Source organism: Dietzia sp. HMSC21D01 (assembly GCF_001815995.1).
Taxonomy (GTDB): Bacteria; Actinomycetota; Actinomycetes; order Mycobacteriales; family Mycobacteriaceae; genus Dietzia; species Dietzia cinnamea.
Window position 1 is genome coordinate 246 of the sequence record NZ_KV823708.1, and the last position, 14,713, is coordinate 14,958.

15 protein-coding genes and 1 pseudogene are annotated in these 14,713 nt (G+C 66.8%); 8 read left to right on the plus strand and 8 right to left on the minus strand.

Annotation, left to right across the window (positions count from 1 at the left end; all coding sequences use genetic code 11):
* Positions 1-173 precede the first annotated feature (173 nt).
* Positions 174-509 carry a type II toxin-antitoxin system HicB family antitoxin gene (locus tag HMPREF3086_RS02440; RefSeq protein ID WP_070720004.1) on the plus strand — a complete coding sequence of 112 codons (336 nt, stop codon included), beginning with the start codon at positions 174-176 and terminating at the stop codon, positions 507-509.
* A 118-nt stretch (positions 510-627) separates the two neighbouring features.
* On the opposite strand, the gene HMPREF3086_RS02445 is transcribed toward HMPREF3086_RS02440, so the two are convergent.
* Positions 628-1,725: a sensor histidine kinase gene (locus HMPREF3086_RS02445; RefSeq protein ID WP_070720027.1), complete on the minus strand. Its 1,098-nt coding sequence runs from the start codon at positions 1,723-1,725 to the stop codon at positions 628-630.
* A gap of 50 nt (positions 1,726-1,775) precedes the next feature.
* Positions 1,776-2,474: a response regulator transcription factor gene (locus HMPREF3086_RS02450; RefSeq protein WP_070720006.1), complete on the minus strand. Its 699-nt coding sequence runs from the start codon at positions 2,472-2,474 to the stop codon at positions 1,776-1,778.
* 310 nt (positions 2,475-2,784) lie between these two features.
* On the opposite strand from HMPREF3086_RS02450, the gene HMPREF3086_RS02455 reads away from it, so the two are divergent.
* The 5 genes from HMPREF3086_RS02455 (at position 2,785) to HMPREF3086_RS02475 (ending at position 8,082) form a co-directional block, all read left to right on the plus strand.
* A complete protein-coding gene (locus HMPREF3086_RS02455; RefSeq protein WP_083324246.1) occupies positions 2,785-4,305 on the plus strand; it encodes a multicopper oxidase family protein in 1,521 nt (506 codons plus the stop codon).
* A gap of 45 nt (positions 4,306-4,350) precedes the next feature.
* Positions 4,351-4,983: a DUF305 domain-containing protein gene (locus HMPREF3086_RS02460; RefSeq protein ID WP_070720010.1), complete on the plus strand. Its 633-nt coding sequence runs from the start codon at positions 4,351-4,353 to the stop codon at positions 4,981-4,983.
* Positions 4,984-5,539: 556 nt separating this feature from the next.
* Positions 5,540-7,477: a heavy metal translocating P-type ATPase gene (locus tag HMPREF3086_RS02470; protein WP_070720014.1), complete on the plus strand. Its 1,938-nt coding sequence runs from the start codon at positions 5,540-5,542 to the stop codon at positions 7,475-7,477.
* A gap of 8 nt (positions 7,478-7,485) precedes the next feature.
* Positions 7,486-7,650 carry a hypothetical protein gene (locus HMPREF3086_RS19425; protein WP_239550478.1) on the plus strand — a complete coding sequence of 55 codons (165 nt, stop codon included), beginning with the start codon at positions 7,486-7,488 and terminating at the stop codon, positions 7,648-7,650.
* Positions 7,651-7,653: 3 nt separating this feature from the next.
* The gene (locus HMPREF3086_RS02475) at positions 7,654-8,082 is read left to right on the plus strand and encodes a CueP family metal-binding protein (RefSeq protein WP_256386763.1); all 429 of its coding nucleotides are present in this window, start codon (positions 7,654-7,656) and stop codon (positions 8,080-8,082) included.
* 88 nt (positions 8,083-8,170) lie between these two features.
* On the opposite strand, the pseudogene HMPREF3086_RS02480 reads toward HMPREF3086_RS02475, so the two are convergent.
* The 3 genes and pseudogenes from HMPREF3086_RS02480 to HMPREF3086_RS02490 all read right to left on the minus strand — a co-directional run bounded on the left by HMPREF3086_RS02480 (position 8,171) and on the right by HMPREF3086_RS02490 (position 11,178).
* Positions 8,171-9,494, minus strand: a pseudogene (locus HMPREF3086_RS02480) (IS256 family transposase).
* A 10-nt stretch (positions 9,495-9,504) separates the two neighbouring features.
* The gene (locus tag HMPREF3086_RS02485; RefSeq protein WP_070720016.1) at positions 9,505-9,789 is read right to left on the minus strand and encodes a hypothetical protein; all 285 of its coding nucleotides are present in this window, start codon (positions 9,787-9,789) and stop codon (positions 9,505-9,507) included.
* Between the two features lie 213 nt (positions 9,790-10,002).
* Complete coding sequence (locus HMPREF3086_RS02490; RefSeq protein WP_070720017.1) at positions 10,003-11,178, minus strand: RtcB family protein; 1,176 nt, start codon at positions 11,176-11,178, stop codon at positions 10,003-10,005.
* A gap of 70 nt (positions 11,179-11,248) precedes the next feature.
* On the opposite strand from HMPREF3086_RS02490, the gene HMPREF3086_RS02495 reads away from it, so the two are divergent.
* Both HMPREF3086_RS02495 and HMPREF3086_RS17820 read left to right on the plus strand, forming a co-directional pair.
* Positions 11,249-11,773 (plus strand): DUF309 domain-containing protein, encoded by a 525-nt coding sequence (locus tag HMPREF3086_RS02495; protein ID WP_070720019.1) that lies wholly within the window; start codon positions 11,249-11,251, stop codon positions 11,771-11,773.
* Positions 11,774-11,838: 65 nt separating this feature from the next.
* Entirely contained in the window at positions 11,839-12,072 is a 234-nt protein-coding gene (locus HMPREF3086_RS17820) for a hypothetical protein (RefSeq protein ID WP_181365970.1), read from the plus strand.
* Here HMPREF3086_RS17820 and HMPREF3086_RS02500 read toward each other — a convergent pair.
* Genes HMPREF3086_RS02500 through HMPREF3086_RS02510 form a run of 3 tightly spaced genes read right to left on the minus strand, consistent with a single transcriptional unit; the run spans position 12,062 to position 14,565 of the window.
* On the minus strand, positions 12,062-12,628 hold the full coding sequence (locus HMPREF3086_RS02500) for a hypothetical protein (RefSeq protein WP_070720021.1): 567 nt from the start codon (positions 12,626-12,628) through the stop codon (positions 12,062-12,064). The two genes, HMPREF3086_RS17820 and HMPREF3086_RS02500, sit on opposite strands and share 11 nt — an antisense overlap.
* A 16-nt stretch (positions 12,629-12,644) precedes the next feature.
* Positions 12,645-13,793, minus strand: coding sequence for a zinc-dependent alcohol dehydrogenase (locus tag HMPREF3086_RS02505; protein ID WP_070720023.1), 1,149 nt, complete (start codon positions 13,791-13,793; stop codon positions 12,645-12,647).
* 28 nt (positions 13,794-13,821) lie between these two features.
* Positions 13,822-14,565: an MBL fold metallo-hydrolase gene (locus HMPREF3086_RS02510; RefSeq protein ID WP_070720025.1), complete on the minus strand. Its 744-nt coding sequence runs from the start codon at positions 14,563-14,565 to the stop codon at positions 13,822-13,824.
* Positions 14,566-14,713: the final 148 nt, after the last annotated feature.

The following is a 14,713-nucleotide window of genomic DNA, read 5'->3' on the forward strand; positions in this document are numbered from 1 at the left end:
ACCTCACCTGCCCGCCCACGACAGCACCACTCGGAGACCCGCCACCGGCAACGCCAGCCGGCGCTCCCGCACGCCCATAGACGCAATCGCACCCACCGTCACCCGGCAGAAGCCGTCCTCACACTCCATGAATCAGCGGGGCTAGCAGCGATCAAAAAGATGGAGGAGCAGTCATGAGCGATATCGATGTCCGTCGCTACTCGTACCGAGTGCAGTGGTCCCCCGACGACAACGAGTACGTCGCCACCGTGCTGGAGTTTCCGTCGCTGTCTTACCTCGAGCAGGATCAAACAGAAGCCCTCCAGGGCCTGGTGGAGGTCGTGGCCGGCGTCGTGGACGACCTCACCGCCGCAGGCGAGAGCGTGCCGCAGCCATTCGCCGAACGCTCCTACAGCGGCACCATCTACGTCCGCACCTCAGCAGAAGTCCACCGCCGGCTAGTGATGGAGGCCGCAGAAAACCACGTCTCCCTCAACCAATGGGCCGCCCAGCGACTCGCCAGCGCATAACCCGACACCTGCGCAATAGGGGCGAGCGCCGATAAGACGCGTTCTGTAAAGCTAACGATGCCGAGTAGTAGATTGCGCGCCGCTCGAGCTTCCTACAGGCCCCTACACCGGGGTCGCCTTAGCCAGGCTTCGGAATTGTGACGGTGAAGCTTGCCCCTTGGCCGGGCCCGTCGCTGTGTGCTCGAATGTGCCCGCCGTGGGCTTCGACGAGTGCGCGAGTGATGGTCAGGCCGATACCGCTGCCGCCGCTGTGGCGGCCGCGTGAGGTGTCGGCTCGGTAGAAGCGGTCGAAGAGGTGGTCGAGGTGGTGTGGGGCGATTCCTTCGCCGGAGTCCGACACAGTGATCTCGACGTGGCGGTGTCCTACCTCCGTACTGGTGACGGTGACGGTGCCGCCGGCGGGGGTGTGGCGGAGCGCGTTGTCCAGGAGATTGCCCAGTACTTGTCCGATGCGGTCGGTGTCCACCGCCACCGGCGCGTCGTCGACATGGGTGTGTAGCTGGACTCCCTTGTTCTCGTATCGTTCTCGGACGGCGTCGACCGCACTGGTCACCAGGGCCCGAGTAGTGGTCAGACTGGGGCGAAGGCGGGTGAGGTGTTCTTCCGCGCGGGAGACGTCGACGATGTCCGCGGCGAGTCTCTCCAGCCGCCGAGTAGCCGACCACAGAATGGTTCGGACGTCGTCGTCGAAGGTGTGGATGCCGTCGTCGATGGCTTCGAGGTAGGAGTCGAGTGTGGCAAGGGGTGTGCGCATTTCGTGTCCGAGGTCGGCCAACATCCTGCGTCTGGTGGTCTCGGTGGCGTCGAGCCGTCGGGCGAGTTCGTTGACACTGTCGGCGAGATCGTCGAACTCGCGGCCCAGGCCTGGGCTAACGACCCGCGTGTCGTAGCGTCCACTGGCGATCTCGGCGGTCGAGGAGGTCACGGCGGTGACGGAGTGTTGGACTCTCCGGGTGAGATACCAACTCACCAGCAGCGCCAGTAACACTGCGATGGTCACCGCCAACCCCCAGGCCACGATGATAGACGCCGTGAATGCTTCCTCGACGTGGGCTGCCTCCGCCGAATTATGATCGATGCCGGCCTGGCCCAGGTGATCGTGGAAGATTCCCGGGGCTAGAGCTGAGGCGACAAACCACGCGCTGACCGCGCAACCGACAACAACCACGCTCAGCGCGGTGAGCAGCCTGCTGCCAAAGCTCGACCGGGCGAATATTCGGCGCGGCCATAGCCTCGGCACGAAGGTGCGGCTGGCGGCGCGAGAGTTCACTGTCCGATGCCCATCCGGTAGCCGACACCTCGGACGGTACGAACGTAGCGGCCTCGAGTGGCCTCATCACCGAGCTTTCGGCGCAGATGCCCGATGTGCACATCGACAAGGTGATCATCGCCGACCCAGTTCGGTCCCCAGACCGCGGAGATAAGTTGGGGCCGGCCGAGAACGACGCCGGGGTCTCTCGATAGGGCCGCAAGGATGTCGAATTCGGTGCGAGTGAGTGCAATTGCGTTCCCGGCGACGGTGACCTCCCGGCCCTGGACATCGATCGTCAGGTCGCCGAACTTGCGAAGCGACTCCCCCGCGCCCATCACGGCGGGAGCACCGGCCGCCGGGCCCGTACGCGGGCGACGCATCATTGCCTGAATTCGGGCCATCAACTCGCGGGGGCTAAACGGTTTGGTCATGTAGTCGTCTGAACCGACGGACAGACCGATCAGCGTATCGACCTCCTCGGTGCGCGCCGTGAGCATGACGATGTAGGCGTCGGAATGCGTGCGAACCTGCCGGCAGACCTCCACCCCGTCCAGCCCGGGCAGGCCAAGATCGAGGACGATGACGTCCGGGTCGACCTGCCGGGCCAGTGTCACCGCCTGAAGACCATCGCCGCAGATCGTCACCTCGAAGCCGTCCCGTTCGAGATAGGTGGCCACGACATCGGCCAAAGACCGCTCGTCCTCGACAACCATCGCCCGCAAACCCGTGGCCGGACGCGGCGTCGGCGCGGCGACTTCTGTCGTTCCGAGCGCACGAGGAGAAGAGGCCATGGCCTCCATCATGGTCAGCTCCAGCGCGAACCCCCTGGGCCAGGGGAAATTCTTGAGCGAACCTTCATGCGATCTCCACCGAAACGCGCAGGTTCGCCCGCAATCCTGGTTGTCGACCGGATGAGGGAGGCGCGGGTGACAGCGTGGACGAGCATGACTGTGGGGGCCATGGGCCTGATCGTCTTCTGGGTGTCCGCGCTTTTTCTGGTGACCGTTCTGTTCGGCTCCAGGCATGGGGAGGCACTCGGTGGGTGAGTTGTCCCGTCGTGGCTTCCTGCTCGGCACGGTGGTCGCCGGTGCCGGCGCCCTGGCGGCCTGCACTGGACCGGCCGCCCCTTCCGGCACACCGGTGACTGCCTCATCCCCTGTGGTTCGCCAGCTCGAACTCCAGCGGCGACGACCGAATCAGCCGGTGACCTCGGCGCAGTTGGTCGCCCGCCCGGTCGAGGTCGACCTGGGCGGACGCGTGGTTCCCACGTGGGCCTACGGCCAGGCAATACCCGGGCCGGTGGTGCGGGCTCGGGCTGGTGACCTGCTGCAGATCTCGGTGGACAATCAGCTACCAGCGCCGACGAGTGTGCACTGTCACGGGATCGCGATGAGCAACGACATGGATGGCGCCCCCGGTCTCACGCAGGAACCCATCGCGGCCGGTGCCCGTTTCGACTACGAGTTCACCGCCTCGCATCCGGGCACGTACTTCTACCATTCCCACTCGGGGTTGCAGCTCGATCGCGGGTTGTACGGCGTACTGATCATCGATGACCCAGCCGAGCCCGGTGACTACGACCACGAGTGGCTTGTGGTGCTCGATGACTGGCTCGATGGTATCGCCGGCACCCCAGACGATGCCGCATCCCAGCTCGGCATTCCCAGCGGCTCTGAACGCGCCAGCGCGACCGCAGGCATGGATCACGGCGCTATGGGGGGCATGCACTCCGGCGACGGCGCGATGCTGTCGCCGTTGATCGGTGCCGCCGGGGACGTGGCCTACCCGCTCTATCTGATCAACGGGCGCGTCCCTGCCGATCCGACCGTGTGGACCGCCACGCCGGGACAGCGGGCACGGATTCGTTTCGTCAACGCCGGTGCCGACACCGTCTTCCGCGTCGCACTCGGCGGACACCAGATGACGGTCACCCACACCGATGGTTTCCCCGTCGAGCCCGACGACGCAGATGCCCTGTTGATCGGGATGGGTGAACGGGTGGACGTAGTCGTCACGCTGGCCGACGGTGCATTCCCGCTATTTGCCCAGGCGGAGGGCAAAACCGGGTACGGGTACGGCATCGTGCGCACGGGCACCGGCCAACTACCGGCCCAGGATCGCCCAGACGAACTCGACAGGCGGATTCTCTTCGGCACGGACCTGACACCAACGCCAGCAGCCCGCGTGGCAGATCGAGCTCACGACCGTTATTTGAGCGTCGACATGGGCGGCACCATGGCGCCTTACCGCTGGACACTCAATGGCCGCGCCCACCCCGACTCGACGCCACTGGACGTCCCCCAGGGCGAGCGGATCAGAATGCGGCTTCGCAACATGTCCGACATGGTCCACCCGATGCACCTGCACGGGCACACCTTCGCCCTCGCCGACACCGGGCTGCGCAAGGACACCGTCACGATCCGGCCGATGCGCACGGTCGAGATCGAATTCGATGCCGATAACCCCGGTCAATGGGCCTTCCACTGCCACAACGCCTACCACCAGGAGGCCGGGATGATGACCACCCTGTCCTACCTCGCCTGACCACTCCCGGCCCGACCTATACCCATCGAGAAAGGCACTCCCACGATGATCCGCAAGCCCAAGCTAGTCACCGCAGTTGCGGCAGCCGCGCTGCTCGCCCTCTCCGCGTGCACCAACGACAGCGACGACACCACCGCCGAAGCCACGACCTCTGTCATCTCGTCGGCCGTCGAATCGACGACGACCGCCACATCCAGTGCGGCCGCGGAACACTCTGAGGCGGACGTGATGTTCGCGCAGATGATGATGCCGCACCATCAACAGGCGATCGAGATGAGCGACATCATTCTGGCCAAGGACGGCATCCCCGAGGACGTCACCACGCTGGCCGAGGACATCAAGAACGCTCAAGGCCCAGAGATCCAGCAGCTGACCGAGTGGCTCGACCAGTGGGGTGAACCCACCGAACCGCAGGGCGGTCACGGCGGCCACAACATGGCTGAGATGGACGGCATGCTCAGCGCCGACGAACTGCAGCAACTGTCCGACGCCGAAGGCACCGACGCCGCACGACTGTTCCTGGAGCAGATGATCGCCCACCACGAAGGCGCGATCACCATGGCCGAAGATGAGGTCGAAAACGGCAGTTTCCAGCCTGCCGTCGACCTGGCCCAGACCATCATCGACACCCAGCAACAGGAAATCGACACCATGCGCGACCTGCTCAACTCGCTCTAACCACCCGATCGTTGCGGGCCGCGGCAGCGGCCCACAACCCCGGTTTCGCATCCGTGAACTTTGTGCGGCCGACACAGACGACGAACATGGATCGATACCCTATGGGGGTATCGCCTCTTGGCCGAGAGCATTCGCAACTGGGCCTGCGGGAAGGAATGTCCATGACCTCTAGAACGCACCATGCGCTACCGCTAACGGCTGTCAGGGAGTCGTGTTCGTGCTGCTCCACTCCCTCGAAACTTCTGGATATCGAAGCTGCCGGACGGCTGCTGCCCGAAGATCACGCCAACCGCGCGGCACTGGACAAGACGGAAGTGAACGAATGAGTCAGCCACACGATCATCATGACCACGCCCACCGGCACGGATCCGGTGGCGACTCGGCCGGGCGCCTCGACGATAGGGGCGCGCCGGTAGCCGAGCATCATCACCCGGACGCGCCCCATGACACCACCGGCCACGACCAGGCGGGGCAGCATCACGCCGGACATGAAGACCACGGCGGTCATGCCGGGCACGCAGACCACGTCGGACAGTTCCGACGTCTTTTCTGGATCATGCTCGTCCTGGCGGTACCGGTGGTCGGCTTCAACGACATGTTCGCCCACCTCCTTGGCTACCACCTCATCGACGCCGGATGGGTGTGGTGGGTCTCCCCCATCCTGGGCACAGTGATCTACCTCTGGGGCGGCCGGCCGTTCCTGACCGGCGCTCTCTCCGAGGTCCGCGCTCGTCAACCCGGCATGATGCTGCTCATCGGCTTGGCGATCACGGTGGCGTTCATCGCCTCCTGGGGCGCTACCTTGCGCATCCTGGATCCTGAGCTGAACTTCTGGTGGGAACTGGCCCTGCTGGTAGTCATCATGCTGCTGGGCCACTGGATCGAGATGCGCTCCCTGGCGCAAACCACCTCTGCACTCGACTCCCTGGCGGCACTGCTACCCGATGAGGCCGAGAAGCTCGACGGCGACGACGTGGTCACAGTCGCACCCGCCGACCTGGCGGTCGGTGACGTCGTGATCGTCCGCCCCGGCGCTTCTGTGCCCGCCGACGGCAAGATTATCGACGGCTCGGCCAGCATGGACGAATCCATGGTCACCGGCGAGTCCAAGGCGGTCCGCCGTGAGATCGGCGAGCAAGTGGTCGCCGGCACGGTGGCCACCGACTCCGGCTTGCGCGTCGAAGTCTCCGCAATCGGTGACGACACAGCCCTGGCCGGAATTCAGAAGCTGGTGGCCGACGCGCAGGCATCCTCCTCGCGTGCCCAGCGCATCGCCGACACCGCGGCCGGGTGGTTGTTCTGGTTCGCCCTCGGTTCGGCGGCGATCACCGCGGTCATTTGGAGTGTCCTGGGGTTGCCGGATGCGGCGGTGGTTCGCACGATCACCGTGCTGGTGATCGCCTGCCCGCACGCCCTGGGATTGGCGATCCCGCTGGTGGTCTCGATCGCCACCGAACGCGCCGCCCGCGGCGGCGTGCTGATCAAGGACCGCCTCGCGCTGGAATCGATGCGAACGGTGAACTCCGTGCTGTTCGACAAGACCGGCACCCTGACCAAGGGCGAACCCACCGTCACCGGGATCGAACCGATCGAGGGACACACCCAAGACGAGGTGCTCGCCCTCGCTGCGGCGGCCGAGAGCGACAGTGAGCACCCGCTCGCCAGAGCTGTGATCGGGGCCGCGCGAGCCCGCGAACTGGCCGTGTCGAAGGCGACCGACTTCTCCTCCTCGCCAGCTGTGGGCGTGAAGGCCACGGTGGACGGCACCGTGGTCGAGGTCGGTGGCCCCTATCTCCTCGACCAGCATGGCCGCGACGAACTCCCTGTCGCCGATCACTGGCGCACCGAGGGCGCGATCATCCTGCACATCCTCGCCAATGGTCGGGTGATCGGTGCGCTGCGGTTGGCCGATGAGATCCGGCCCGAGTCCCGTGACGCCGTCGACGCGCTCCATGCTGCCGGTGCGCAGGTCGTCATGATCACCGGCGATGCTCAGGCCGTCGCCGACACCGTCGCCGCCGAACTGGGCATCGACCGGGTCTTCGCCGGGGTCCGGCCCGAAGACAAGGCCGCCAAGGTCGCCCAGCTCCAGCACGAGGGCCGCAAGGTCGCCATGGTCGGCGATGGGGTCAATGACGCCCCGGCGCTGGCCCAAGCCGACGTCGGCATCGCCATCGGCGCCGGGACCGACGTGGCGATTGGCTCCGCCGGGGTGATCCTGGCCAGCTCGGATCCGCGCTCGGTGCTCTCGGTCATCGAACTCTCCCGCGCGAGCTACCGCAAAATGAAACAGAACCTGTGGTGGGCCGCCGGCTACAACCTCGCCGCCGTGCCTCTCGCCGCTGGCGTATTGGCCCCGGTCGGATTCGTGCTGCCCATGAGCGTCGGCGCCATCCTCATGTCGCTATCGACAGTCGTTGTCGCTCTCAACGCCCAGCTGCTACGCCGCCTCGACCTGAGTCCAGAATCCGTCACAAGAGCGATGGAGCGATGATAAACACGATGACCATCAGACACCACTCGCGGCGACGAGTCGCGTCCGCGTTCCTTGCTGCCGCCGCGTTAACTTTCGCCGGCTGCTCGACCGGGCCGTCCGAGAACGCTTCGACAGAACCACCCAACCCGTCGTTGGAGTCCTACGGCCTCGCCGGTCTCGACGCGCCCTAGATCATCAACAAACTCGACACCATGCCGGTGGCCGATAGGCCGGATGATCTGATCGCCTCGGTGCAGCCGACCGAACTGGTCTTGACCAGTAGCGATGAGGGCCTGGCAACGATGCCTATGCCAGATGACCAGTTCTATCTGTCAGTGGCGCCCTACAACACCAGCACCCACCCCTGCCAGTTCCACAGCCTGACCACCTGCCGCGGCGAGATGGCCACCGAAGAGGTGCACGTCACCGTCACCGATACCGCCACCGGAGACATCCTCATCGACGAACCACGCACCACCTACGACAACGGCTTCCTCGGATTCTGGCTACGGCGAGACATCACTGCCACGCTCACCATCGACTACGACGACAAGTCGGCCACTGTTCCGATCGCCACCGGAGACCAGGACCTCACCTGCCTGACCACCATGAGACTCACCTGACAACCCCCCTCCCCGCATCAACAACCCCCCGCCGGGTCGCGGCCCCGGGTCTGTCAACTTAACGGTGTATCTCTGCTTGTGTAGTGGGTTAGTTGCGGTGGGCTGAGAGTCGGCCGTCGAAGGCGATGTCGAACGCGTTGAGTGCTTGCTTCCAGCGTTGGGTCCACCGGGCTCGGCCCTTGCCAGTGGGGTCCAGTGCCATCACGGCGAGGTAGACGCACTTGAGCGCGGCCTGCTCGTTGGGGAAGTGGCCCCGGGCCCTGACGGCCTTGCGTATGCGGGCGTTGACCGACTCGATGGCGTTTGTGGTGCACACGATCCGCCGGATCTCGCGGTCAAACTGTAGGAAGGGCACGAACTCGGCCCAGCTGTTCGACCAGAGTCGGACGATCGCCGGATACTTCTGCCCCCATTCCTCCTGGAATTCCAGGAAGCGTTCCTCGGCCTCGTCAACGGTCGCGGCCTGGTAGACGGGCTTGAGAGCGCGGGAGATCGCGTCCCAGTCCTGGCGGGCGGAGTAGCGGAAGCTATTGCGCATCAGGTGCACGATGCAGGTTTGCACGATCGTGTCCGACCAGACGGTGTTCACCGCGTCAGGCAGACCCTTGAGCCCGTCGCAGACGAGCATGAGGACGTCCTCGACGCCGCGGTTCTTGATCTCGGTCAGCACCTGCAGCCAGTACTTGGCGCCCTCGCCGCCGTCGCCGGTCCACAGTCCGAGGATGTCGCGGTTACCGTCCACGGTCACGGCCAACGCGATATAAATGGGCCGGTTAGCGACCTGCCCGTCGCGGACCTTGACGTTGATGCAATCGACGAACACCACCGGATACACCGGGTCCAGAGGGCGGTTCTGCCACTCGGCCATCCCGCCGGAGGACCTTGTCGGTGATGGTGCTGATGGTCGTCTTCGACACCTCCGAGCCGTACACGTCGGCCAGGTGCGCCGAGATGTCACCATGTGTCATCCCACGGGCCGACAGTGAGAGCACGATGTCCTCGATCGACCCGAGCCGGCGCTGCCGCTTGCGCACGACCACCGGCTCGAACGAGCCAGCACGATCCCGCGGCACATCGACCTCCACCGGTCCGGCCTTGGTCAACACCGTCTTGGACCTCGTACCGTTGCGAGCGTTGCCTTCGTCCACGCCCTTGGACCGCTCGTGCTTGTCGTAGCCCAGGTGAGCGGTGATCTCGCCCTCCAGGGCCGACTCCAGGACCAGCTTGGTCAGCTGCCCGAGCAGACCGTCCTCGCCCTCCACGGACAGTCCCTGCCGCTGGGCCTGGCCTACCAACTGCGCCACCAGCTCCTTGTCCACCACCGGTGACTGCTCACCCGCCGTCGTCGACACCGGCTGCTCCTTGACCTCCGTCGCGACCGGCGCCAGCGCCGGCTCAACCTGCTTACTCATCGTGTACCTCCTAGATCGGAGTTACACCGTTGAAAGTACAGTCCCGGACCCGCTTGTCGCGCTGCCAGAAACGGATGTTCTGGTCCGCGATCATCCTGGCCCTGGGGTTTTGCGCCCGGTTGTGGACGCCGATCACGACCGTGACCGATACGACCCGAGAGGGACGATTGCGCTGAGCTGCGATCTCGTCGGGCAGTTTGCCGAAGTCGATCACATACCGGTCGATCTGGTCCCCGAAGTCCAGCACCTGATCTGCACCGCGGAGTGCGTTCCAGCCGTCGATGACGACGGCCACGTTCTGGGGCAGGGAGGTGACGTTGTTGTTCGCCGGCCCTTCTGGGCGATGGCTCCCAGACGCGTAGTCGTCACTACGACCGGTGGCTGACCAACCTTGGTTGCATGCCGGACGGTGACCACGCGCGCAGCCCGTCACAAGCTCTCCCCGCCTTCACTCCGCGAAGAATCGGAAAACGAACTTTCCCATCAAACCGCGGGCCAGGGCTACTCTCTACGTCCCCTTGAGGTTCATCACCTGCCGCAGGGTGTGAACGATGTCGACGAGGTCGTCGGCGTCCTCCATCACCCGGTGGATGTCCTTGTAGGCGGCGGGGATCTCGTCGACCCACGCCTCGCCGGGCCGGTAGACGATCCCCTGCATCGCCGCGTCGAGGTCGGCTGCGGTGAACCGCTTCCTGGCCTGTGTCCGCGACATCCGACGACCGGCGCCGTGCGGCGCGGAGAACAGCCCGTCTGCGTTCCCCTTGCCTCGGACGATGTACGACCGGGTGCCCATCGATCCCGGGATGCATCCCATGCGGCCCTCGGTGGCGTCGATGGCTCCCTTGCGCGTGAGCCACACTTCCCTTCCGTCGAGTTCGATCTTCTCGGTGTAGTTGTGGTGGCAGTTCACGCGTTCCGATTCGCCGGCGTCGTCGTCGCGGAAGATCCGGGCCAACTCCGCGAGGAAGCGATCCATCATCTCGTCACGGTTGAGCCGCGCGAAACGCTGCGCCCACCGCAACTCGGCGAGGTACTGCGAGAACTCGACAGTGCCCTGCTGCAGGTACGCATGGTCACGGTCCTCGAGCCGGAGGCCCCGCTCCGCGCACTGCCCCTGAGCGATCCTGATGTGTTTCTGGGCGATCCTGTTGCCCACTCCTCGGCTCCCGGAGTGCAGGAAGCACCACACCGCTCCGGACTCGTCGAGACACAGCTCGATGAAGTGGTTCCCCCCGCCGAGGCTCCCGAGCTGCTCTCGCCACTTCGGCGAGTGGGACAGGTCGACGCCGCCGGAGTCGGCGAGCATCTCGAGTTCGCGGACCCGCTCCCGCGTGTGGTCGTGACGGACGGCCTTGTTGTAGTTGCCCGGCGACAGCGGGATCGCGCGCTCGAGCCTGTCGCGCAACGTGCCCAGGTCGATGCGGTCGAGGTCGGGCTCCGTGTACCGGGTACGCGCGGCCACCATCCCGCAACCGATATCGACTCCGACCGCGGCCGGGATGACCGCCTCGACGGTCGGGATGACCGTGCCGACGGCGGACCCCTTGCCGGCGTGCGCGTCGGGCATCAGCGCGATATGCGGGTGGATGATCGGCAGCCGCGCGAGGGCCACCGCCTGGTCGACTGTCGTCTCGTCGATCGCCGACGCCCACGACAGCACATTCGGGGCGAGAGTGACTGGCATGGCTCCATTGTCCCGGTTCCCGACCGCCACATGGTGGCACTCGGGCGCCGCCGGGTGGGACCATGGCGCCATGCCCACCTCTCCCCGTTCGGATCGTGACCGCGATGAGGATGGTCGCGCGCGTAACGCCCGCCCACGAGACGAGCTCGGTCGCCCGCTACCGCCGGGCAGCGTCGGGGTCGAGCGCATTCCCGAGGACCTCGACCTGCCTCCCGCCGAGTCCCTCGCGTGGGCACAGGACCTGCTGGACCGGGGCCTCGCGTTCCACGCCCACGAGGTCCTGGAGGGCGCGTGGAAGAGCGGTCCGGCCGGCGAGAGGCTCCTCTGGCAGGGTCTCGCCCAGTTGGCGGTCGGCATCACGCACATCCAGCGCACCAACGCCAAGGGAGCCATGGCGCTGCTCGAGCGCGCGGCCGAGCGCCTGAAGCACGGCGACGGCCCGGCACCGCACGGGGTCGACGCGACGGGGCTCGTCGTCTACGCGCACGACCTCATGGCCGAACTCCGACGGGGAGGCTCCCCCGCGCCCGATCGGTTGAGGCCGCGACTCGTCAGACGTCGCGTGCCCGACGACGGGGCGTCGGCGCAGGACTGAGCGTCACCGAGCAGTGAAGCCGAGGGCCCGGCCAGCCCTGTCGCCCCGGGAGCTCCCGGCGAGGTATGCCTCCTCGACAATCGACGAACAGATGGCGGGCTCTGGGCGGTGGCGCTCCCCCGGCCACCTGGCCGGGGCGCGAGCTGGCGGTGGACGTCCTGCACAAGGGTGTGTTCTCCGCCGCCACCGGGCTCATCGCCGAGCGGGCGCTGCGCCAGACCCTGGTGTCGCAGCGCGGCCGCCGCAGTCACCGACCTCCGACGGGCGCCACCTGCGGGAGCTGCGGGCTCAGGCTTTGAGGGCGCGCAGCCCCGCGACCCCGCCCACCGCGGCACCCACCGCCAGCACCCACGGACCGCCGATCAGGATCGGATCCATCCACTGGTGGCGGACGTCGTAGCGTCCCCTGCCCAGACGTGACGAGAGCCCGCCGGCCGTGAATTCGGTGACGACGCCGGTCTCGGTGAGAGGGTTGTCCGGCCTCAGCGTGAACAGCGACCGGACGTGGCTCCCCGCCGCGTCCACCCGATCGGCACCCATCAGCATCAACCAGCGGGACGTCTTGTCCTCCCCCAGCTGATAGGCCTTGCGACGAATCATCCCGGACACCCCGTGCAGCGGCTGGGCGGTCCCGAAGACCGGGGGCAGGAAACGGTGCTCGATCGAGCGCTCCCGGGGAGCGCGCTCGGGCTGGCGCTCGGGGAAATCCCAGTGCGCGCCGGTCTCCAGGTCGCGCCGTAGCTTGGGGTACGAGGGGCGGTCGGCGGGGTCCAGGTCCGCTCCCCACCCGGGGATCTGAGCGCGCAGTTCCTCGCTCGACCTGCGCAGGGGTCGATCATCAGCGGTGTACGGCATGTCGGCCTCCTGTGGATTATCCGGCGTTCGGCAGCACGATCGGCTTGATGCAGTCGTCGAGCTTGCCGGAGAAGATGTGGTAGCCCTCCGCGATGTGCTCCAGGGGGATGCGGTGGGTGATGATCTCGTTGGGTTTGAGGTACCCGTTTCGGACGTGCTCGAAGAGCCTGGGCCACTGCCGCTTCACAGGGCACTGGTTGCCCCTGATGGTCAGGCCCTTGTTCAACGCGTCGCCGAACTTGATCGCGCTCTGGACGGGACCGTAGGCGCCCATCACCGAGATGGTCGCGCCCTTGCGCACCGAGTCGATCGCCCAGTTCAGCGCGATCGGCGAGCCGCCCTGCAGTTTGAACTTGGCGGAGGTCACGTGCTGGATGATGTGCCCGTCGGCCTCGGCTCCCACCGCATCGATCGCCACGTCCGCGCCGAGGTGGTCGGTGGTGCGTTTCATCTCCACCACGATGTCGCGGTACTCGGTGAAGTTATAGGTCTCCGCGTGGGCGAAGGTCCGCGCCTTCTCCAGTCGGTAGTCGAGGTGGTCGATCACGATCACGCGTCCCGCCCCCATCAGCCAGGCGGACTTGGCGGCGAAGAGCCCCACCGCGCCGGCGCCGAACACGATCACCGTGTCACCCTCCACGATGCTGCCGAGCTGGGCACCGAAGTACCCGGTGGCCACGGCGTCGGTGAGCAGGAGCGCGTCCTCCTCGTCCATCCACTCGGGGATGATCGTGGGCCCGACGTCGGCGAACGGCACGCGGACGAACTCGGCCTGCCCCCCGTCGTAACCGCCGCAGGTGTGGGAGTACCCGTAGATCGCCCCGGCCGCGGTCGCGCCAGCGTTGACATTGTGGCAGTTCGAGTACAGCCCGCGGGCGCAGTAGTAGCAGGTGCCGCAGAAGATATTGAACGGCACCATCACCCGGTCCCCGGGCTGGAGGTTCCGCACTGACGGTCCGACCTCGTGGACGGTGCCCACGAACTCGTGGCCGAAGGTGTGGCCGACCCGGGTGTCGGGCATCATCCCGTGGTACAGATGCAGGTCCGAGCCACAGATCGCGGCCTTGGAGACCTTGATGATCGCGTCGTTGGGGTGCTCGATCGCGGGGATGTCCTTGTTCTCCACGCGGACCTTGTAGGGACCGCGGTAGGTCGTCGCTCGCATGTGCGTCCTCTCGCTCTGCGTTCGGTGATCAGTGTTCGCCGACGTCGCGGGCGTGGGAGACCGCCGAGGCGACGCCATCTGTCCACGGCTCGCCGTGTCCGGGCAGGACGGTCGCGGCGCCGGTGGCCTCGACCGGGCGCAGCGACTCCATGGCGCGGGCGGTGTCGGCGGTGGCCGCGGACGCCACGATCTGCGGGCCGGTGGCCCCCGTGTACGGGTCGAGCGTGACCAGCGCGTCGCCACTGATCACCGTGTCCCGCTCGGGCAGGTGCAGGATGCAGTGACAACCGGTGTGCCCGGGGGCGAACATCGCCGTGGGCCGTCCCGGAACCTCGAGCGCGCTGCCGACCGCCAGTTCCTCGGTGTCCTCGATCCCCCGCACATTAAGCGCCCCGGCCATCGCCATCCGCCCGAGCACGGGCAGCGAGCGGGGGTGCATCAACGCGTACAACAGCCGGTTGCGCTGCGGCTTGTAGCTGTAGGGGTGCGCGGCCAGGTGGTCGTCGGCGGGGTGCACCAGCACGGGCACTCCCAGCTCGACGCGGGCACGACGCGCGAAGCCGACGTGATCGAAGTGACCGTGGGTGAGCACGAGCGCCCGCACGTCGCCGGGGCCGAGCCCCAGGCGGCGGAGGGTGTCGGTCAGCAGCCCCCACATGCTGGGTAGGCCGGCGTCGACGAGGGTCACACCCTCGTCGTCCTCGATGAGGTAGCAGTTGACGTGCGCGTGGGCCAGTCGGTGGACGCGGTCGGCGACCTCGGTGGCGTGCATTCAGGCTCCTTTCGACGTACTGGGATCCTCGCCTCGCCGCATGATCGGTAGGTGTTCGATCGCGCCGGCGGCGCGCGCCAGCACCCCGCTGGCCGCGGTCAGCGCGGGGCCGAGTGCGTCCGGCCCGCGGAGGGCTGCCGACTCGAGC